The sequence below is a fragment of the Algoriphagus sp. A40 genome (genome assembly GCF_002002735.1).
GTDB lineage: Bacteria > Bacteroidota > Bacteroidia > Cytophagales > Cyclobacteriaceae > Algoriphagus.
Genome location: NZ_MUNY01000072.1, coordinates 110,282 through 130,647 on the forward strand (window position 1 = coordinate 110,282; position 20,366 = coordinate 130,647).

Sequence of the window (20,366 nt, forward strand, 5' to 3'; positions counted from 1 at the left end):
TCATGATATAAGTCATATTTTTAGGGTTTAAGTCATATTTGCAGACGATTTTTCCAAAATCTCATAGAATTAGAAAAAATCATAGAGCTCTTAGCGGAGAGAATCTTGAAATTGGTTTGATCCTTTGAGTTCCTTGATTTTGGAATTGTACTTTTTGCTCCAGAAAATCATCAGTGGAGTATAAAGAATGTAGGTCATTCCTCCTAGGATGGACGCCAGTCCGACATTTACACCTCGAAGTAAGCTAATCACCAGTATCGAAACCAATGGGACTGTTATAAAAATTACCATCCTGCTAATCTGCATCCTGGTGTGAAGTATTTCATAGGAATTGAGTTGGAGAAATTCCCGATTCCTGCTTGCATTCAGGTAAAAAAATAGCAAACAGATGTAAAGCGCCATGGCTACGAAGCCATAATAAATCATCAAATCTGGAACTTGAGCGCCCCTTATCTGAATCGAAATATCAGTTTCAAATAAAAAATTGGTTAGGAAAAGTGTCCAAAAGCGAAGCGGGTAAACATAGAATATGATCAAGGCAATGAACAGGACATTCAGGGTTTCGATCCAGGCACTGTGCAAGCCATAAATCAGGGAAAAGTTGACGTGCTCTTTCCAGACCAGCATCAAAAAAGCAATGCTAACCAAGAAAGCCGGAAGCGTTTTGGTAAATGCCACCAAATCCTCAAAGGAATTTGGATTGACCAGATTGAAAATGAGTAAAGTGATCGCAATGCCAAAAACAGCATCAGTCAGGTTATCCAACCTTCCCGGGTTTTTGCCACGGTAGTTGAAATTTGGGTCTCGAAAACTGTAATTCTTTAATTTAGTTCTCAATGAAAAACCGATTAGTCTTCTATAAAAATCAAAGACTTAAGGCGATTTTCCTAATTAATAAAGAGGGAAATAAAACACCATTTTGCACTCAAAAAATCAACTGATGGATGGTGAGGAGTACTTTCATTTGATTCCAATTTTGGTTTTCAAAGCTAGGGTGAAAGCCAAAATTCAAAAACTGTATTTGACAGATTTAATCCAGGCCGGTATCCTTTCTGACTTTCTGTATCAAATTTCCTTTTTTACCCCAAGCTCTCCTGAACCGGTAAGCTGATGGGTGAATTTTGAAAAGTTTTGAAATCCAATCTAAGGGTAACCCCAATACTCTTTTGATCAGGATTTTTGGTTTGAAAAAAAGCTGATTTTGAAGTTCTTTATGAGCAAAGACAGCTGCTTTTTCCATTAGGCTAGCCTTCAGTTCTAAATCATGCAGCCTTTTTCCAAAGAATTCGTGCTCGAAACTGTATCGGGTTATGTAAGAGTTTTTCCGCTCACCACTCAGGATGATCATACTCCCGACCCGAGTTGGAAAATGGAATAAGATACCTCCCAAAAAGGCACGAAATATCCATTCTTGGGAAGGAGTCACATATAGCTCATGCTCCATTTTCCAAAGCCCGAGGATTTGAGCGGACTTATTTTTCAAAAACCACGTGGAGGCCACACTAAATACATTGGTGGAAAACTTTCCATCAGGATGCACACTGCACAACTGAACTCCATAATTTCCGGACTCAAAATCATCCTGTTTTGAGCTTAAAATCTTTATTCCGGGGATGATAAGAAAATCTGCTCCTGTGGATTCAATTTCTTCAACGCATTTTGACAAGTGATCCGGGAAAAAAAGATCGTCCTGGTTGAGAAATGCAAGATATTTTCCTTTGGCCTTCTCAAGTCCAAAATTATTCGGCTTGGCTTGCTGACCGCTGTTTTTCTCCAGATTGAAAAATGAAATCCGGGGATCGGCAAACCTCTTGACAACCTCTTCGGTATCATCTGTACAGCAATCTCCCACTACGATCAGTTCCCAATCCTGAAATTCCGAATCCAACACACTTTGAATCGCATACTTCAGCAAGTGGCTGCTGTTGTACGTGGCGGTGATAATAGAGACAGCGGGCATGACCTAAATTTATGCGATTCCTTCCACCCTGTCTGCTATTTGCATCGCCAAAAGTGGAATCAGAGTATATTTTCCGGTATCGATAGTATGGTAGTTTCCAAAAGATCTTAGCCCAACCTCGAAACGATCATGAAGTCTGCTTTTTTTCTGATCTACATCCGAATTACCCAATGCCAAAATCGCACCCCCGACAGGATCTACACTACCTATTGGGAAATCAAGATTGCCTAAACTTGGAATTCTCTTTTTCAACTCTTCAAAACTCCCATGAAAGACCTTCATTCGTTCTTCCTTGGCATACATCGAATCCCATTCGGGTGGTCTATGCTCTGAAGACCAAGCCGTCCGTCCAATGGGATACCAAGATAAAAAAGCTCCCTTTCCCTTGAAATTTACCGTGTCACCATATGGACCCAAGACCATGGTGCAGGATGGAAGGTCTGCTTCCTTCAAAGGAATCAACAATTTATTGCCAAACTTGTATCGGAAAGACCACTCCCCGATCGGTGAGATCCCCATGGTTCGGTCAATTTCCAAAAGGCCATTCCATGCTGTGTTGATCACTTCGTCAAAGGTATCAGACAGGGCCAATCCATCCTGTAAATATTCTACTTTGAGACCATTTCCTACCTGAGACACGCCAGTCACTTTGGAGGAAAAGTGGGCCTCAATCTCCGGGTTTTGATTAAGAGCCAGCGTAAGTTTTTCGGCGATATATCGAGGCTCAAGGGAATACTCAGTAGTCCTAAAAACATCGTCTATCCACTCTGGATCGCCAATGCCATCGATCTCCGCTTTGGGCAAAAGCTCTGCCTCCAAAGTATCAAACAGTCCCACGTAGCGCTTTTTCGTTTTGGATTGGACCTGCCCAAAATAATCCACACATTTTTGATAGTGGGCATCAAGCTGCCCTGCATTCAACAGGGATCCTTTGTGGACCAGATAATAAAAAGGAGTAGAAACACACGCTTCAGGCTTTGCATCGGTCCACCTGCTCAGGTAATCAAAAAAATGGATGGCCCCATCTATCATCTTCCCGGCCGTTTGAAAGCTGCGGTCCATAGCGAAAATGAAACCCACGTGGATCTTACCTTCATTGGCATAACTTGCTTTTTTTAAGGGCTCCTGATGCTCTTCAAAAATTTGGACCCGATACCCTCTTTGGGCAAGTTCAAGGGCTGCACAAACCCCCAAACCTCCACCGCCTAAAATGGCGATTCTTCTGTCTTTTTTGGTCAAAATGAAATAAGGTTACTTTTCAAAAAGGTATTTAACTTAAAAAATTAACTGATACATCTCCTCCAGCTTGGACACCTGGACAACTTCGATTTTGAACTTTTTCAGATCCAATCCTTTGACTGCATATTTGGAAACCATGATTTTTTTAAAACCGAGCTTTTCAGCTTCAGCAATCCGGTTTTCGATTCGTGATACCGCCCGGATTTCTCCTCCCAAGCCGACTTCCCCGGCGAATGAAATATGTTCGGAGACTGGTGTATCCTCATAGCTTGAAATCAACGATGCGCACACCGCCAAATCCAATCCAGGATCGTCCACCCGAAGTCCACCGGCTACATTCAAAAACACATCTTGCTGCCCCAGACGCATTCCTCCACGCTTTTCCAGCACTGCCAACAGCATATTCAGCCGTTTGGCATCATGCCCGGTGCTGCTTCTTTGGGGGGTTCCATAAGTGGCAGGACTGACCAAGGATTGGATTTCAATCAGCAGAGGCCGATTGCCTTCCATCATGGCGCCGATGGCCACTCCGTTTAGAACTTCTTCTCTTTGTGTCAAAAGGATTTCCGAAGGATTGGCAACTGAGCGAAGTCCCTCCGCCCGCATCTCGTAGATCCCGAGTTCGTGGGTCGAACCAAATCGGTTTTTGGATGTCCTCAAAATCCGATAAGTCAAATGCCGATCTCCCTCAAACTGTAAAACAGTATCCACCATGTGCTCCAGGACCTTTGGTCCGGCGATAGAACCGTCTTTGGTAATATGGCCTATAAGGAAAACAGGTGTTCCGGTTTCCTTGGCAAATTTCATCAGTTCTGCGGTACATTCCCGTACCTGCGAAACCGATCCGGCGGCAGATTCCACGTACTGACTGTTTAACGTCTGGATAGAATCTATGACCAACAAGTCGGGATTCAGAATCTCAATTTGTTGGAAAATCTGCTGGGTATTGGTCTCGGAGAGCACGTAACAATCGGGATTTTTGGCATCCATCCGGTCAGCCCTCATCTTGATTTGGGCTTCGCTTTCCTCTCCTGAGACATACAAGATCGTCTTTCCTTTCAGAATCAAAGCGATTTGAAGCATCAGCGTGGACTTGCCGATTCCAGGCTCCCCGCCGATCAAAACCAATGAACCTGGGACAATTCCACCACCTAATACTCGGTCGAGTTCGGGGTCTCCCGTCACCCAGCGGGACTGCTCCTCGTAGTTTACCTCAGCGATCTTCTGGGGTGTATTGGCTTTTTTAATACCGGTTCCCTGCGGTTTCCAGCTTCCTTTTCCGGTTTCTTCCTTTTGGATGATTTCTTCAACATAAGTATTCCACTCTCCGCAAGCTGGGCAACGACCAATCCACTTGGGGCTTTGTGCTCCGCAGTTTTGACAGAAGAAAGAGGTTTTGGTTTTAGCCATTTTCGGATTTACGATTTTAGAAATACGATTTACGAGGATTCTAAGAACTTCTAAGGATCAGCTGGGAAATGACGCTCTTAATTCTAATTGCGAACTTGAGAAGCAAAATCGAACTTCTTGATACTAGCATCTTGATACCTATATCTTCGTATCAGAGTCTCAAATCTTGTGTCTGATATCTTGAATCTTGATTCTAAAAATCAATGTGCTTGCAGCCAATCCGCACCAACTCCAACTTCCACTTCTATCGGCACGGCAAGTTTGATCGCATTGGACATCAGCTCTGGAATGTTCTTTTTCAAAAGCTCAACTTCGTCTATATGGGCGTCAAAAACCAATTCATCATGCACTTGCAGGATCATTTTTGATTTGAGGTTTTCTTTTTTCATCCATTCATACACATGTATCATGGCCACTTTGATCAGATCGGCTGCCGAACCCTGAAGCGGAGCGTTGATTGCATTTCGCTCGGCAAAACCACGCATGGTCATATTCCGACTGTTGATATCCCGGAGGTAGCGGCGGCGACCGAGAATGGTCTCCACGTATTCATTTTTTCTGGCCTTTTCGATCGCTCCGTCCATGTATTCTTTCACCGCAGGAAATTCCTGGAAATAGGCATCAATGATTTCTTTCGCCTCAGTTCTCGGAATGGAAAGCCGCTGCGAAAGTCCGAAAGCCGAAATCCCGTAAATGATCCCAAAATTGGCCGTTTTGGCTTTTCTCCTCATATCCGTAGTCACTTCCTCCAAAGGAACTTTGAAGATTTTCGCAGCAGTGGTTGCATGGATATCCCGTCCATTTTTGAACGCCTCCAGCATCGACTCGTCTCCGGAAAATGCCGCCATCAGCCGAAGTTCTATCTGTGAATAATCCGCAGAAAGCAAAATGTGGTTTTCGTCTCTCGGAACAAATGCCTTTCGTATTTCTCGGCCACGGGCGGTCCGGATGGGGATATTCTGCAGGTTGGGATTGATGGAGGAAAGCCTTCCCGTCGCCGCCACAAACTGATTGTAAGTTGTGTGAATCCGTCCGGTTTTTGGGTTGATCATGGTAGGCAAAGCATCCACATAAGTCGACTTCAGCTTAACCATCTGACGGAAATCCAAAATCGCCTCAGCAATCGGATGTTCGTTTGCCATTTTGCTCAGAATTTCTTCTCCTGTTGCATATTGGCCGGTTTTTGTTTTTTTGGCCTTAGGATCCAGTTTCAGTTTTTCAAAAAGCACATCTCCCAGTTGTTTTGGTGAAGCCAAATTGAAGCGAACTCCAGCCAACTCGTAAACTTGCTTTTCGATTTCCTTGCTTTCTTTTTCCAACAAAATAGAAAGCTCAGCAAGGCTTGCAGTATCGATCCGAACCCCTTCAAATTCCATATCAGTCAACACCCGGATCAGGGGATTTTCGACCTCATCAAAGAGTTTTTCCAAACCGTTGGCCTTAAGCGTCGGATCAAATTTTTCCTTTAGTCTTAAGGTAATATCCGCGTCCTCGGCAGCATAAGCCGTGACTTCATCCTCGTCTACATCACGCATATTGCCCTGGTTTTTGCCTTTTTTGCCGATGAGTTCGGTGATGGAAACAGGCTTGTAATGTAGGTACTGCTGGGCCAGCCAATCCATACTGTGCTTCCCTTCCGGTTCGATGAGGTAATGAGCCAGCATGGTATCATAAAGCGTTCCTTTCACCTCGATTCCATAATTTTTCAGCACGAGCATATCGTACTTCACATTTTGGCCGATTTTGAGAATGGCTTCATTTTCAAAAAATGGACGAAGAATCTCCAGGATTTCCTGGGTTTGGTTTTGGTCTTCATAGACCGGAATGTAATAGGCTTCGCCAGAAACATAGGAAAAAGAAAGTCCCACCAGTTCGGCTTTCATGGCATCCAAGTCAGTCGTTTCTGTATCAAAACAGACTTCCTTTTGCATTTGTAGGTAAGTGACCAATTCAGCCACTTCTTCTTTTCCTTTGATTTTATGGTAGTTATGTACATTTGCCCAGATCGTATCCAAAATTGGAGGTGGACCAACTTCCAGTGTTGATTCAGGTTCACCCTCCTCTCTTTCCAATGAAACCGTTGCCAAGGGTGCAGTAGCAGCGCCAAACAAATCCATCTGAGCAGGAGCACTTATGGATGCTTTTTTAGAGCTCGGCTCTTTAAAAATCCGTGCCGCAAGCGTTCTAAACTCCAGTTCAGTGAAAATTGACTTGAGTTTTTCCTCCTCAAATCCATCATACCGCAACTCCTCCTGGACAAAATCTACCGGAACGTCAATCTTGATTGTGGCCAGTTCCTTGGAGAGAATTCCCTGTTGGGCAAAATTCTCCACGTTTTCACGTTGCTTGCCTTTGAGTTTATCCACATTTGCTATCAACCCTTCGACAGTTCCGAATTCCTTCAAAAGCTTAACCGCGGTTTTTTCCCCAATTCCGGGGATTCCGGGGATGTTGTCCACCGCATCGCCCATCAGGCCCAGGATATCTCTGACTTTGTCCACATGGTCAATGTCCCATTTTTCGCAGATTTGCTTTGGTCCCATCACATCCACTCCATTGCCCATAAAAGCCGGTTTGTAGAGAAAAATATGGTCATCGACTAACTGTCCGTAGTCCTTGTCCGGAGTCATCATGTAGACCGTAAACATCTCTTTTTCGGCCTTTTTTGCAAGCGTACCGATCACATCATCCGCCTCAAATCCATCCAGTTCAAGAATGGGAATTTTGAATGCTTTGACGATTTCTTTGACCCAGGGTATGGCTGTCGTGATGTCTTCAGGCTGATCTTGACGGTTTGCCTTGTAAAGCTCATACTGCACATGGCGAAAAGTTGGGGCTTTCGTATCAAAAGCCACCCCAATGTGGGTAGGTTTTTCCTTTTCCAATACTTCCAAGAGTGTGTTGGTAAAGCCCAACATCACCCCGGTATTCAGGCCCTTTGAATTGATTCTCGGATTTTTGCTAAAAGCAAAATGCGCCCTGTAAATGAGGGCCATGGCATCTAATAAAAATAGCTTGCAGGCTTGTTTTTGGGACATTTGTGGATAAATGTTAAGTATTTGTTCTGGCCAGGTTGAGGCTTCTAAGTTACAATTTTTCCGGCACCAGAGGCTTTGGTTTCGTTTTTCGGTCAGAGACTGGCAAGGTTTGGAACCAATTTTGGATTCATTGGATCCAGTACCAAAAAATCTACTCTATATGAAAAAGGCACTAATCATCCTGATATTATTTCTCAGCGTGCAGTTCGCTGGGGCGACTCCTATAAAAAATCCAAAAAAGGAGCTTACTGAAGCTCAGCAAGTCCGGTTGACTGAAATGGAAAATAGGTTGGAAGAAATCAAAGCAATGGATTTCAAATCCATGAGTAAAGCTGAAATCAAAGCCGTTAAGTCAGAAATGAAGGCAATGAAGGAAGAAGCCAAAGCCACCGGAAACGGTGTTTATCTTTCAATTGGGGCGATCATCATTATCATCCTGCTGTTGATTTTGATTTTTTGATATACAGGCTGTTTCTGAAAAGGAACAGCCTGATTTTCTCTTCCAAAATCTTCCCCTTGCCCTTGATTTTCCTTTGAATATAGACTGATTTGGTCGAAGTTCATTCGGTACTTTTTCTGGAAAACCCTTTATTTTTCCTAGATCAGGCCACTTTTCCCTTTTGTGTCCTGATTTTATTTTTCGGACTCATTTAGATAATTTTTTACCTGAAGTGCTCTCAGGAAAATCAAAATCAGAGGAATCAGCCAAACAATTTCATTGAAAACCAAATGAAAAACACTTCGCTTGTTCCAGCTCAAATCAGGTGCAAATCCGAAAGTAAACCAGATTGCTGAAATGATTTTGCCGGTAATCCCTGCCAAGATCAACCAAACCCAGCTTACCGGATAAAAGGCTGCAAAGAAAATCACCAGGCCAACCAAAATTCCGAAAGACCCAAAATAATTGGTTGGCAGCTCGGCCAATTCCGCATTTCCCATAGCCATCCATTTCAATAATTCGGGACCAAACCATTTGTACAATGCTGACCAGGCGATCGTATACATGCCTGCCAGGAGCAACAATCCCCTGAAATGCATAGGGAATGTGGGAAACAAAGGTTTTTGATCCATAGATAAGTTGATTTATTTGGGCGAATTGAACACCTTCAGGTGCTTTATGTTTGGTATTTATACAAAACTATCCAATGCAACGAAAAAACCACCTGAGCTCCCGCGCTTTTATGATTTTAGGAGCTACCGCCTTCCTGGCTCTTGGATTTACACTTGGGCGAAATGCCGGAGAAATCACGCCAGCCACCATAGATTCTGCTGCTGATCTGATCGGATTGACTTTTTCTCCACAGGAAAAAGACAGCATGATCAACACGCTCACCACACAGCGAAGCAATTTTGAAATTCTCCGACAGACCAAACTGGCAAATTCTGTTGCACCAGCTTTGGTATTCAACCCATTGCCTCAGGGATTTTATCCCAATCAGGATCAAAAACCTATTGATTGGGGATTGCCTGACAGGGTAGCATTACCGGAAAAGGAAAATGACATTGCCTATTTATCGGTAAGTCAACTTGCTGTTTTGATCAAAAACAAACAAATCAGCTCGGAACGTCTGACCAAAATCTACCTGGATCGGATCAAAACCTACTCGGATACGCTTCAGTGCCTGATTTCTTTGCTGGAGGAGCCGGCAATGGCAAAGGCCCGGGAAATGGATCAGGAATTGGCAGCCGGAAAATATCGTGGCGTGCTCCACGGAATTCCTTTTGGGATCAAAGATTTGCTGGCAGTAAAAGGAACCAAAACCACCTGGGGAGCAAATCCATACAAGGATCAAGTCATCGACGAAACAGCAGCTGTAGTCCAAAAGCTAGAAGATGCCGGAGGGGTATTGGTTGGAAAATTTACCTTGGGCGCTTTGGCTATGGGAGATGTTTGGTACGGCGGGGTGACCAAAAACCCCTGGAATCTCAAGCAGGGATCAAGTGGGTCCTCGGCAGGTTCTGCCTCGGCGGTTAGTGCGGGATTGGTGCCTTTTGCCATCGGGACAGAAACTTTAGGGTCAATTGTTTCTCCTTCCACACGAAACGGAGTCACAGGCCTCCGTCCGACGTATGGTCGAGTGAGCAAACACGGAGCGATGGCCCTCAGCTGGTCCATGGATAAAATCGGCCCGATATCACGTTCTGCTTTGGACAATGCAATCGTGCTTTCCATCATTAATGGATTGGATGAAAGAGATGCCTCCACCATTCCCGCTGCTTTCAATTATTCAGCAAAAAATGAAGTCAAAAAGCTCAAAGTGGGCTATTTCAAGCCTTTTTTTGAAGGTGATCGTGCCAACATAAAAAATGATCAGGCTGTACTTGAGGTTCTCAAAAACCAGGGTATTGAGCTCCATCCACTCGAACTTAAGGTAAGCATGAATCCCGCGCCAATTGTAAACATGCTTTTGGTGGAAGGAGCAGCGGCTTTTGATGAACTGACCAGACTCAATCTGGATGATCAACTCGTCGCCCAACACCGCAATGCCTGGCCCAATATTTTCCGCGCAGCGAGATTTATCCCGGCAGTGGAATATGTTCAGATGAGCCGACAGAGAAGTCTTTTGATCAAAGAAATGCACGAACTGATAAAAGGCTATGATGTGATCGTGACCCCTTCTTTCGCAGGCCAGCAACTTCAGATTACCAACTTAACCGGGCATCCAGCTTTGTGTATGCCAAATGGATTTGCCGAAAATGGAAGTCCAACTTCCATCACTTTGCTCGCAAATCTTTTCGAGGAGGAAAAACTCATCATGCTGGGCAGATTGATCCAGGAAAACACCGATTGGCAGGCCAAACGGCCTCCGATGTTTGACAAGTAGAGTTGAAAGACTCCCGTTTTTAGCCAAAAAATCCAAAAGAAAATGGCCCGGGAAATCCAATTCCGGGCCATTTCACTTTTTGTTTCTGCTTTCTTTTCTAACGCCAAATCACAACTCCCGAGATTTTGATCGTTGTCGGATCCAAAAACCAAACTTTTTGGGTGGTTTCGACAGAATAATGCTCCAGTTTATTTGTTGTCTGGTTCATGTGAAATTCACCGGCAGTAGAAGTCGAGAAAAAAAGGTTTTCATCCGACATCTTAAAACTGATGGATGATGGATACTCCTTGATGTACTTGATTCTTATCTCCTTCACTTTTCCTTTGGTCTCAGGCATTAGGCGATGGATCAAATATTCTCCTTCCGTTTCAGTGGAATAAGAAAGTGCAAGCGCAGAAGAATTGATTTCTGCGCTGTAAAACGCCTGAAATTCTTCTTTCCACTCTTTTAGGGAATACTTCTTTTCCACCAAATTCTCCTCTCCGTTGATCTGGGAGATTTTGGCCACCTCAGCACCATCCAATTTGGCAAGCTCCAAATCCAAGAATCCACTCAGATTGAAGTAGGGAAGTTCCTCCATCTTTTTCCCACCTTCACCGGATATGCATGAAAAAGCTGCCCATAGGAGCAGCCCGAGTATTAAATTGGTTTTGAATTTCATTTCTTCAACAGGATTTCTCCGGTCATTTCCGCTGGGATCTGAACCCCCATCAATTTCAGGATAGTCGGTGCCAAGTCTCCCAATTTTCCGTCTTTGACCGATAGTTGTTCTTTGCCATCAACCATAATAATCGGAACCAGGTTCGTGGTGTGGGCGGTGTTTGGAGTACCGTCTTCGTTGATCATCATATCAGAGTTGCCATGGTCCGCTATCACGATGGTAGTGTAATCATTGGCCAATGCGGCAGAAATTACATTTTGAGCACACTCATCGACTGCCTCACAAGCTTTGACTGCAGCATCAAAATCTCCGGTATGTCCGACCATATCCGCGTTGGCAAAGTTAAGGCAAATAAAGTCTGCACTCTTCTTTTTCAGCTCTGTATTGATTTTTGAAGCAATCTCATAAGCACTCATTTCAGGCTTGAGATCGTAGGTGGCCACTTTTGGAGAGGGGCAAAGGATTCTGCTTTCCCCGATAAACTCCGTTTCTCTTCCTCCGGAAAAGAAGAACGTCACATGGGGATATTTCTCGGTTTCAGCGATTCGGATCTGTTTTTTCCCGGCTTTTTCTAAAACTTCTCCGATTGTATTATTCAAGTTGTCCTTGTCAAAAAGCACCTGTACACCCTGGAAAGTATCATCGTAATTAGTAAAAGTGATGTAATCCAGGTTGAGTTTTTTCATGTTGTAATCTTCAAAGTCCCGTTGAGTCAAAACCTGGGTGATTTCACGGCCACGGTCTGTTCTGAAGTTGAAACAAATCACCAAATCGCCTTCTTCAATAGTAGCAAGTGGCTTGTTGTTTGCCCCGACATGGATGATAGGCCGGATAAACTCATCCGTCACATTGTTGTCGTAGGATTTTCGGATTGCGGCAAGGATGTCCTTGGACTTTTCCCCTTCGCCTTTGACCATTGCATCGAAGGCGAGCTTCACTCTTTCCCAACGGTTGTCGCGGTCCATGGAATAGTATCTGCCCACCACTGAGGCGATTTGTCCTGCAGAGTTTTTCAGGTGTTCCTGAAGATCCGCTAAGTATTTGATCCCTCCTTTAGGATCAGTATCACGACCATCTGTGAAAGCATGAATGAAAACCTGCTCCATGCCGTGATAGTTGGCGGCATCACAGAGTCCTTTCAAATGTTTGATATGTGCATGAACTCCTCCGTCAGAAACCAGCCCGATGAAGTGCGCTTTTTTGCCAGCTGCTTTGGTTTTTGCGAAAGCAGCTGCCAACACAGGATGTGAATTGAGTTCGCCGTTGGCCACGGCTAAGTTGATTTTGACCAAGTCCTGAAAAACAATCCTACCGGCCCCGATATTCATGTGTCCTACCTCAGAGTTGCCCATTTGGCCCTCGGGAAGACCCACGGCCAGTCCTGAAGCCTCCAATTTGGCATGCGGATACTTGGAATAAAGACTGTCTACAAAAGGCGTTTTGGCTTTGTCAATTGCAGAAACCGCCGGATTGGTGGCGATGCCCCAACCGTCCAAAATCATCAATAAAACTTTTTTGTCCATGCGGCAAATATATTACTTTTCAATCCAATCTTTCCCCAGAATTCTTTTCCCGGGGGACTTGTACACTTCATTTTTCTAAACAGGAAAATGAAGCTTGTCCTACTTTTTGGCTTAGAATTTGCCAACCAAGGCTGATGCTAGTGCTTAGGCTTATATTTTCAATTTTCCTTTGGATTTCTTTCCCGGATTTGGGGGGAAAATCGGAGAATAGCATCGACCCTATCGTCTCCGCCATCGGTAGTGGTTCGAGCAGTGAGTTGGCACGTTTTTTTGACTCCAGCATCTCGATGAATGTGAACGGACAACAAGGGGAATATTCGAAAAGCCAGGCGGAAATTGTGTTAAAGGACTTTTTCAAGAAAAACCCCTCACAAGGATTTTCAATTGTATTTCAAAACGAAAATCCCGGCAGTCTTAGTACCTATATCGGGGAATATTCGAGCACCCAGAACAAATTCAAGGTCTTTATCAAGGTCTCCCAAAACAGCAACAGTTTTCGGATCTACAGCCTTGATTTTGTAAAAAGCTGATTTCACCAGCCTTAAGCCCGCAGTTTTGGCTATTTTTGCGGCATGAAGCCAGCCTACCTCACTCCCGAAGCACTACAGAACTTCATCCAATCTGCCCTTTTTGAAGATATTGGACCAGGAGATTACTCTTCTTTGGCTTCTATTCCTGCGGAAAAAACCGGAAAAGCCCAGTTGCTGATTAAAGATGATGGAATCCTGGCGGGAGTGGAATTGGCCGGTGAAATTTTTAAGACCGTCGACCCAAAACTACATGTCGAATTCCTGAAACAGGACGGGGATGAAGTCAAATTCGGAGATGTGGGTTTGATCGTGTCCGGACCATCAGCGTCGATTCTTTCCGCTGAAAGACTCGTGCTCAACTGCATGCAGCGAATGAGTGGAATCGCGACTAAAACCCATCGATTAACCCAACTGATTTTGCACACCAAAGCCAGACTGATGGATACCCGCAAGACTACTCCCAACTTCCGTCTGTTGGAAAAATGGGCCGTACACATCGGCGGAGGGGTCAATCACCGCTTTGCGCTTTACGACATGGTGATGCTGAAAGACAACCATGTTGATTTTGCGGGTGGGATCCGACCTGCTATTGAGCGTACCCGAAATTACCTGTCCCAGCATGGTCTGAATCTGAAAATTGAGGTGGAAACCCGCAACCTCCAAGAAGTACAGGAAGTCCTGGAAGTCGGAGGGATTGATTATATCATGCTCGACAATATGGATTATGCCACGATGAAAGAGGCCGTGCGGATGATTGGAGGGAAATATTCAACAGAAGCTTCCGGAGGAATTACCGAGGATACCCTTGCCCAAGTTGCAGAATGCGGGGTGGATTACATTTCGATGGGGGCTCTGACCCATTCTGTAAAAAGCCTGGATATCAGTTTAAAGGCTTTTTAAAGTTTAGAAAATCCACATTCCGTTTGATTCCCTGAAACTTGGTCCGCTTCACGGCAGACTTGGAAAAAACCCGTTTGAAGGTCTCCTCAGTCATTTCAATCCACTCGCGGTTGGTAAATCCTGCCAATTCGGAATTGGTCTGAAAGGCAGGTTCAGAGTTTGGCTTTGAAAAGCGGTTCCAGGGACAAACGTCCTGACAGATATCACATCCAAAGGCCCAATTTTCCATTTTCCCGGCAAATTCATTGGGTATCGCCTCTTTCAATTCGATGGTCAAATAAGATATACACTTTGATCCATCGACAACTCCGGGCTGCACAATCGCATCGGTAGGGCAGGCATCAATGCATGCCGTGCATGTGCCGCAGTAATCTTTTGCCATGGGTAAATCCGGACTTGCTTCCAGATCAAGGATGAGTTCGGCGAGAAAAAAGAAGCTTCCCATCTCCCGGTTGAGAAGCAGACTGTTCTTTCCCAACCAGCCCAAACCCGCTTTCTGCGCCCATTGCCGCTCCATGACTGGGGCCGAGTCGACAAAAGACCTTCCGTTGATTTCCCCGATTTCTTCACGGAGAATCTCCAGGAATTCAGTCAGTTTTTCACGAATCACCTCATGATAGTCGGCTCCGTAGGCATATTTCGCCAGCTTGATATCGGATTTGCCTTCTGAAAGTTTTTGGGCTGGGTAATAATTGTAGATCAGCGAGACGACCGTTTTTGCCCCTTCTACGAGTTTGGTGGGATCCAGTCTTTTGTCAAAATGATTGGCGAGATAGCCCATTTGACCCTTATAATTTCGGTTGAGCCACTCTTCCAACTTCGGAGCTTCCTCCTCCAAAAATTCTGCTTTGGCAATCCCACAAAAATCAAAACCCAAGCGCTTGGCGGTGGATTTGAGGAGTTGGGAGTGTTTTTCGGCGGGATTCATAGGATTCGAAAAGTACTCTAAAACATCCTGAAGCCAAAGGATGGAAAACTTTTGAGAAATCACACGTATATTTAAATCAAACACGTGTAATCATGAAAACCAAACTCACGCTAACTGTAGAAAAAGAAATTGTAGAAAAGGCCAAGCAAAAAGCTGCCAGTAGAGGCATTTCCCTTTCCAAGATGTTTGAGGAGGTATTTTCAAATGAAAATCCGGAAGTAGAGAAGACAGAAATACAACTGATGGCCCAAAAGCTTTTAGAAAGGCTTAACTCCATAAAGCAAATGGAGCCACAAAAAGAATCAGATAAAGTTCACCTTAAAAGATTTTTGAAGCAGAAATATGGTTAAGATTTTTTTGGATACGAATGTAGTGATCGACCTACTTGGCAAAAGACAACCATTTTTTGAGGATGCAAAAAAATTTTTAATCCTTGCCCAAAATGGTTTAGCCCGCCTTTTTATAGCTGAATGCAGTCTGGGAAATCTATTTTATTTGGCCTTTGAAGTGTACAAAATTCCTCAATTGGAATTTTCAATGCATGAATTCATTTCGATTTGTGAAATTGCCTCTTCCGGCAAAAAAGTAATTTCCCAATCATTGAACTCAGAATTCAAAGACAAAGAAGATGGCCTACAATATTATACTGCCCTCGATAACAAGATGGATTTTTTGATCACAAGAGATAAAAAAGACTTTAAGTATGGCTATGGAAAAATGCCAGTTCTATCTCCTGTTGAATTTTTTGCCTAGTAAATAGACACCCAAAACCTCAACTTAAAAACTCCACTTTCGCCCTTAGGCTAAAGAACAGCCCGAAATTTGAAGTTTCGGGCTGTTCATTTGTTTCTACTCTTTTCCTTTTTCAGGTATTCTATTTCTTATCTGGCGAAAATCGTCAGTTTCTTCATTGCCCAAGGTTGTTCACCTTTTTCAGCGACTTGAATTCGAACAAATTTCCCTAAGGAGTTCCCGTTCAAACGTACGGTATTGATTCCTTTTACGCCGGTTCCGTTCCCTACTTCCACCCACTTGCTGCCATCAGCAGATACTGAAACGGTATATTTTAGCGGGAATTGCTCATCTCCTGAGTCGAACTGGATTTCCGCAAGGTTGTGCTCCTTTGGAAGCTCCACTTGGAACCACATTCCTGGTTCCTGTGGCGTTTCTGTTTTCCAACCTTTGAAGCTGAATGCATAGGACGGATCTTTGGTCGAGCCTACTCCCTGCAAAGCCGTACTGCTGGCAGTGACTTTCCAGGTATCCTGAGGGAAAAGTGCCTTTGGAACTTCCCCGACCAATTCGTCATAGCCATAATTGGACTTTCTGGCGGCTGTTTCTTTACGGACCTGGGCTACAAACTCCGGATCGACAAAGCTTCCCTTGTTTCCAAATTCATTTCGGATATATGAAACGACCGAGGCAATCCATTCATCATCATTGGTATTCATTGGGATCATGACGCCTTCATATTCTTTGCCTTCAATTGATCCGGTCAGGCCATGAAGCAAAGTTTTCACAGCATATTCTGGATGGCCTAATATTCTTGGGGACCCTGAGAATGCAGGAGCTATAAGATTTCCTCCTCCCGCAGGTGTTCCCAATCCTTTCACCCCGTGACAGGTTGAGCAGTAGCTGTCAAATATGGTCTTGCCTTTGGCAAAAAGAACTTGCTGCTCAGGAGAATATTGAGTTGAGGCCAGCTTCTTGGCTTCTTCTTCTCTTTCCAAAAGTTGAGTGGAAACCAGCTGAACCCCTTTCGCCTGGTTGGCCTTCAGACTGGACTGAAGCAGTTTATCCGCGTTTTCCACTTTCAGAATATAGGCACTTTGCAAAGCTTGGATTGCTACGCCTGGATCGGAATCATTTGCCATTGCCCGGTAATCGTCAGCCAGACTTTTTTCTCCATACTTGTAAAGAGTTTCGCTGGCTCTGAGAGCTTGGATTCGAATGGCGGGACTTGGGTCTTTCATCAATTTTCTGACCAGCTCCACTTTCAAAGCTCCCAATCCTTCCAGAGTCCAAAGGGCATGAATCCTCGCCAATTCATTGGTCGAATTCACCATTTTTTCCAAGTCCCCTGCAACTGATTTATCCTGTCTCAGGATGATGTTTTGCTGAGCCTGATCTCTCCACCAGCCATTTGGATGTTCCAGATGGCGGACGAGTTCGGCAGTTGTTTCATCATACATCCGAGGTTTTTCCTTGCTTCTCTCCATCCCATCGTATGTCACTCTCCAGATTCGGCCATTTCCGACGATATCATCCATTTGGTACTGCTGGATCTTAGTTCGCAAGTAGCTGCCTTCCTGTGTCCAGTTTCCTTCCTGGATAATTCCCCGGTACATATCCACGATATACATGGTGCCGTCCGGTGCTGTGGCGATATCCACCGGTCTGAAAAGTGGGTCGGTGGACTGGATAAACTCTGACTCCGAATCAATGTATTCGTTTTGGAGGTAGGTAAGACCTTCCTCTTTTTCGGATTTGACCTGCCGGATAATCCTACCAACAGGCTCCCCATAAAAATACTGTCCGATCAACTCTTTTGGAAGACGATCACCTCGAAATACGTCATTTCCTGCTGATCCTGTCACATTGTTTAGTGAACCGTCAGGTTTGGTTTCACGCATTCCCGGCTCGAAATCTGCCAGTTTCACCAAGCTGTATGGAACACGGAATCCCTCGCGAAGCTGACCCTCTACCCGGAAATTGCCATAGACAATCGGGAATTGGTAATTCTGCGGCACCCCGCCTGCTCCATCCTGAAACCAAACCTGCCCATAATTGTCCTGAGTCACACCCCACTGACCGTAAGGATTACCTGTCGGTTCTTGAATCACCCCATCTGGAGTCCAACGAATTCTTCTCGAATTGTAGGTACTGTACATCCAGTTGTCCATGGTCCAGGTCAAAAAGCTGGTCTGGTGCTCTACATTTCCGGACTTGCCAAGACCAGTGGCAAACAGCTCTTTTTTGTCTGCTTTGCCATCATTGTCAGTATCGGTGTATTTGTACACATGATCCTCATTGGATTCCATGGACAAAATGGTATTTGGCCCAAAAGGAACTACAAATCGCGGGAACACGAGACTGTCCAAAAACACTACGCCTGTCTCATAGATCCCGTCATTGTCCTCATCTTCCCATCTGGATATGCGTGAAGTGGCAAACAACTCTCCATTGGCATCGATATCCTGCATGTAACTTCTGAGTTCGAGCACATACATCCTTCCATTCCCATCAAACTGAATGGCGGCAGGTTCTCTTACTTGAGGTTCGGAAAGAATCGGCTCAATTTTGTATCCCGGCTTCAGGACGAAGGTTTTCATTTCCTCGTTGGCGGACAAAGGAATCACCGGTGGCATGGGTGTCAGATCGATGCCTTTCCAGCGGGGAGATTCCAAATCCACATCTGCCGGAATTGCTATACTCGGATAGGGAGCTTCTGCTCTTTTGGGATCCAAACTCTCAGCTGGTGAAATGTCAAATGGAGATCTTTCTTTTTTGCAGCCGGACAATACAGCTAAAGAAACACAGGAAATGAAAAGAAGTTTTTTGGATAGTTGCATCTACAATCAGGGTCAGGTTTTAGGCTAAAGATTTACTTCATTATATCATTGACTCTCTTCAAAGCCAAAACAGATCGGCCAAAATATGGGTTTTTGGCCTTAAGTACTTACCCTCAGAATATTTTTTTAGGCTACTTGGCCAAGATATAAAAGTGAAACCCTTCCTGAAGAAATGGAATTTAGCTTGGCACCTAAAAAGTGATTTTCTCTTTTATTCCTTTAGCCGATCCTGATACCATTGCTCATCAAAGGTCTCGTTGATTTCAACAGGAGCTGTCAAAACTGCCCAGACCATCCAACCTATCAAAAACGGACCGGCAAGGAAGATCAACCAAATAAGAAAGTGACTGATATTGATCTGGATCAAGGTGACAAACAGAATCAAAATTCCTGTCACTATTCCTACCGAAGTCAGATAGTTTTTCATCTTTCCGGAGATTTTATCTGTTATATTAAACTCAGATGCATATCCGTTTGTTATTCCCCAAACTGACAGCAATAAGGCTTGCCAGGCTTGTAAAATGGCATTTTCCAACCAAATTTATTTATCAGAGCCGCCTGCTAAAGTCTTGCGTCTAAAATCTAATTATGAAATCGAGCATGACGAAACTGTCACACATTGAGATGAATTTCATCCACGCGAGATTCCATGTGGTCATTGAAAATCAATTATAAACACATGAAAGGATTTCGCTTCACCCAGTATGTACCTCCCAATGATCCGGAGAAAAATACCTTCGAAAACCTGCTCAATATTTTCCTTCAGCTAGTTACAATGACGGGAGGGGATGTGGCAGAAGCACTGAGTTGGCTGACCAATCTGGACAAGCGATACAACATGACCAATCCGAATTATGGCATCGGTGACTTTATAGAAGACCTCAAATCCAAAGGATACCTCACAGAGGAAAATCAAAAAGGCGAATTCAAAATCACCGGAAAGGCAGAGCAAAACATCCGCAAAAATGCACTGGAAGAGATTTTTGGCAAATTGAAGCGCAGCAAATCAGGCCAACACAAGACCACTCATTCCGGTACTGGAGATGAGCGGGGCACAGACCGACGTGCTTTTGAATTCGGTGACAACCTGGACCAGATTGCCCTGACTGATTCTCTCAGAAATGCCCAGGCCAATCATGGCTTTTCGGGTGAATACCTGCTCACCGAGGATGATCTTGAAGTCATGGAAAATGAGGTTCGGTCTCAGACCTCCACCGTTTTGATGATCGATATTTCCCACTCCATGATTTTGTACGGGGAGGATCGGATCACACCTGCCAAAAAAGTCGCGATGGCACTGGCGGAACTCATTAAAACTCGCTACCCAAAAGACACCTTGGACATCATCGTGTTTGGAAATGACGCTTGGCAGATCGAAATCAAGGATTTGCCCTACCTGCAGGTTGGACCCTACCACACCAATACTGTGGCTGGATTGGAACTCGCAATGGATTTGCTAAGAAGGCGAAAAAACCCAAACAAGCAGATTTTCATGATCACCGACGGTAAACCAACCTGCCTGAAAGTCGGAATCAAATACTATAAAAACAGCTTTGGCATCGACAGCAAAATCCTCGCTGAAACGCTAAAACTTGCTGCACAATGCCGAAAAATTAAAATCCCCGTGACCACTTTCATGATTGCCTCTGACCCTTACCTGAAGGAATTTGTCAAAGAGTTCACCAAAGTTAACAACGGCAATGCCTATTACTCCAGTCTCAAAGGTCTTGGAGACCTCATTTTTGAAGATTACAGACGAAACCGAACCAAACGCTTCTAA

At 44.4% G+C, this 20,366-nt stretch carries 18 protein-coding genes; 7 read left to right on the forward strand and 11 right to left on the reverse strand.

The genetic code is table 11. From position 1 onward, the window contains the following. Positions 1-90: 90 nt before the first annotated feature. From B0E43_RS18045 to polA, 5 genes are all read right to left on the reverse strand, one after another. The gene (locus B0E43_RS18045) at positions 91-837 is read right to left on the reverse strand and encodes a TMEM175 family protein (RefSeq protein ID WP_077352366.1); all 747 of its coding nucleotides are present in this window, start codon (positions 835-837) and stop codon (positions 91-93) included. Positions 838-1,030: 193 nt separating this feature from the next. Continuing rightward, a complete protein-coding gene (locus B0E43_RS18050) occupies positions 1,031-1,960 on the reverse strand; it encodes a glycosyltransferase family 2 protein (protein ID WP_077352368.1) in 930 nt (309 codons plus the stop codon). A 9-nt stretch (positions 1,961-1,969) separates the two neighbouring features. After that, positions 1,970-3,199, reverse strand: coding sequence for an FAD-dependent oxidoreductase (locus B0E43_RS18055; RefSeq protein WP_168171973.1), 1,230 nt, complete (start codon positions 3,197-3,199; stop codon positions 1,970-1,972). 36 nt (positions 3,200-3,235) lie between these two features. Continuing rightward, the gene (radA, locus tag B0E43_RS18060; protein WP_077352372.1) at positions 3,236-4,609 is read right to left on the reverse strand and encodes a DNA repair protein RadA; all 1,374 of its coding nucleotides are present in this window, start codon (positions 4,607-4,609) and stop codon (positions 3,236-3,238) included. Positions 4,610-4,809: 200 nt separating this feature from the next. Next, on the reverse strand, positions 4,810-7,647 hold the full coding sequence (gene polA, locus B0E43_RS18065) for a DNA polymerase I (protein ID WP_077352374.1): 2,838 nt from the start codon (positions 7,645-7,647) through the stop codon (positions 4,810-4,812). A gap of 160 nt (positions 7,648-7,807) precedes the next feature. Between polA and B0E43_RS18070 the strand changes: the two genes are divergently transcribed. Next, entirely contained in the window at positions 7,808-8,107 is a 300-nt protein-coding gene (locus B0E43_RS18070) for a hypothetical protein (RefSeq protein ID WP_077352863.1), read from the forward strand. Positions 8,108-8,280: 173 nt separating this feature from the next. On the opposite strand, the gene B0E43_RS18075 is transcribed toward B0E43_RS18070, so the two are convergent. Further along, the gene (locus B0E43_RS18075) at positions 8,281-8,718 is read right to left on the reverse strand and encodes a hypothetical protein (protein WP_077352376.1); all 438 of its coding nucleotides are present in this window, start codon (positions 8,716-8,718) and stop codon (positions 8,281-8,283) included. Between the two features lie 74 nt (positions 8,719-8,792). Here B0E43_RS18075 and B0E43_RS18080 point away from each other — a divergent pair, with 74 nt between their 5' ends. Continuing rightward, entirely contained in the window at positions 8,793-10,472 is a 1,680-nt protein-coding gene (locus tag B0E43_RS18080) for an amidase (protein WP_077352378.1), read from the forward strand. Positions 10,473-10,569: 97 nt separating this feature from the next. Here the strand turns inward: B0E43_RS18080 and B0E43_RS18085 are convergent, their stop codons facing one another. Together B0E43_RS18085 and gpmI are read right to left on the reverse strand one after the other, a co-directional pair. Beyond that, on the reverse strand, positions 10,570-11,133 hold the full coding sequence (locus B0E43_RS18085; RefSeq protein WP_139352819.1) for a hypothetical protein: 564 nt from the start codon (positions 11,131-11,133) through the stop codon (positions 10,570-10,572). Then, on the reverse strand, positions 11,130-12,656 hold the full coding sequence (gene gpmI / locus B0E43_RS18090) for a 2,3-bisphosphoglycerate-independent phosphoglycerate mutase (protein ID WP_077352382.1): 1,527 nt from the start codon (positions 12,654-12,656) through the stop codon (positions 11,130-11,132). Before gpmI ends, B0E43_RS18085 begins: the two co-directional genes overlap by 4 nt. A 134-nt stretch (positions 12,657-12,790) precedes the next feature. Between gpmI and B0E43_RS18095 the strand changes: the two genes are divergently transcribed. After that, entirely contained in the window at positions 12,791-13,186 is a 396-nt protein-coding gene (locus B0E43_RS18095; protein WP_077352384.1) for a DUF4783 domain-containing protein, read from the forward strand. Between the two features lie 42 nt (positions 13,187-13,228). Then, entirely contained in the window at positions 13,229-14,086 is an 858-nt protein-coding gene (gene nadC / locus B0E43_RS18100; protein ID WP_077352386.1) for a carboxylating nicotinate-nucleotide diphosphorylase, read from the forward strand. Here nadC and queG read toward each other — a convergent pair. Beyond that, entirely contained in the window at positions 14,067-15,014 is a 948-nt protein-coding gene (queG, locus tag B0E43_RS18105) for a tRNA epoxyqueuosine(34) reductase QueG (RefSeq protein WP_077352865.1), read from the reverse strand. The genes nadC and queG overlap by 20 nt on opposite strands. Before the next feature lie 92 nt (positions 15,015-15,106). Here queG and B0E43_RS18110 point away from each other — a divergent pair, with 92 nt between their 5' ends. Both B0E43_RS18110 and B0E43_RS18115 read left to right on the forward strand, forming a co-directional pair. Next, on the forward strand, positions 15,107-15,364 hold the full coding sequence (locus B0E43_RS18110) for a DUF6364 family protein (RefSeq protein ID WP_077352388.1): 258 nt from the start codon (positions 15,107-15,109) through the stop codon (positions 15,362-15,364). Continuing rightward, positions 15,357-15,767, forward strand: coding sequence for a PIN domain-containing protein (locus tag B0E43_RS18115; RefSeq protein ID WP_077352390.1), 411 nt, complete (start codon positions 15,357-15,359; stop codon positions 15,765-15,767). Before B0E43_RS18110 ends, B0E43_RS18115 begins: the two co-directional genes overlap by 8 nt. 128 nt (positions 15,768-15,895) lie before the next feature. On the opposite strand, the gene B0E43_RS18120 is transcribed toward B0E43_RS18115, so the two are convergent. Further along, positions 15,896-18,586 carry a discoidin domain-containing protein gene (locus B0E43_RS18120; protein WP_077352392.1) on the reverse strand — a complete coding sequence of 897 codons (2,691 nt, stop codon included), beginning with the start codon at positions 18,584-18,586 and terminating at the stop codon, positions 15,896-15,898. Positions 18,587-18,797: 211 nt separating this feature from the next. Continuing rightward, positions 18,798-19,013 (reverse strand): hypothetical protein, encoded by a 216-nt coding sequence (locus B0E43_RS18125; RefSeq protein WP_077352867.1) that lies wholly within the window; start codon positions 19,011-19,013, stop codon positions 18,798-18,800. Positions 19,014-19,265: 252 nt separating this feature from the next. On the opposite strand from B0E43_RS18125, the gene B0E43_RS18130 reads away from it, so the two are divergent. After that, positions 19,266-20,366, forward strand: coding sequence for a VWA domain-containing protein (locus B0E43_RS18130; protein ID WP_077352869.1), 1,101 nt, complete (start codon positions 19,266-19,268; stop codon positions 20,364-20,366).

Coding starts and splice junctions, on each gene's coding strand:
- B0E43_RS18095 (WP_077352384.1), top strand. CDS start 12,791: ATGCTAGTGCTTAGGCTTATATTTTCAATTTTCCTTTGGATTTCTTTC.
- nadC (WP_077352386.1), top strand. CDS start 13,229: ATGAAGCCAGCCTACCTCACTCCCGAAGCACTACAGAACTTCATCCAA.
- B0E43_RS18120 (WP_077352392.1), bottom strand. CDS start 18,586: ATGCAACTATCCAAAAAACTTCTTTTCATTTCCTGTGTTTCTTTAGCT.
- B0E43_RS18110 (WP_077352388.1), top strand. CDS start 15,107: ATGAAAACCAAACTCACGCTAACTGTAGAAAAAGAAATTGTAGAAAAG.
- gpmI (WP_077352382.1), bottom strand. CDS start 12,656: ATGGACAAAAAAGTTTTATTGATGATTTTGGACGGTTGGGGCATCGCC.
- polA (WP_077352374.1), bottom strand. CDS start 7,647: ATGTCCCAAAAACAAGCCTGCAAGCTATTTTTATTAGATGCCATGGCC.
- B0E43_RS18050 (WP_077352368.1), bottom strand. CDS start 1,960: ATGCCCGCTGTCTCTATTATCACCGCCACGTACAACAGCAGCCACTTG.
- B0E43_RS18115 (WP_077352390.1), top strand. CDS start 15,357: ATGGTTAAGATTTTTTTGGATACGAATGTAGTGATCGACCTACTTGGC.
- B0E43_RS18125 (WP_077352867.1), bottom strand. CDS start 19,013: ATGAAAAACTATCTGACTTCGGTAGGAATAGTGACAGGAATTTTGATT.
- B0E43_RS18130 (WP_077352869.1), top strand. CDS start 19,266: ATGAAAGGATTTCGCTTCACCCAGTATGTACCTCCCAATGATCCGGAG.
- B0E43_RS18075 (WP_077352376.1), bottom strand. CDS start 8,718: ATGGATCAAAAACCTTTGTTTCCCACATTCCCTATGCATTTCAGGGGA.
- B0E43_RS18070 (WP_077352863.1), top strand. CDS start 7,808: ATGAAAAAGGCACTAATCATCCTGATATTATTTCTCAGCGTGCAGTTC.
- queG (WP_077352865.1), bottom strand. CDS start 15,014: ATGAATCCCGCCGAAAAACACTCCCAACTCCTCAAATCCACCGCCAAG.
- radA (WP_077352372.1), bottom strand. CDS start 4,609: ATGGCTAAAACCAAAACCTCTTTCTTCTGTCAAAACTGCGGAGCACAA.
- B0E43_RS18080 (WP_077352378.1), top strand. CDS start 8,793: ATGCAACGAAAAAACCACCTGAGCTCCCGCGCTTTTATGATTTTAGGA.
- B0E43_RS18085 (WP_139352819.1), bottom strand. CDS start 11,133: ATGAAATTCAAAACCAATTTAATACTCGGGCTGCTCCTATGGGCAGCT.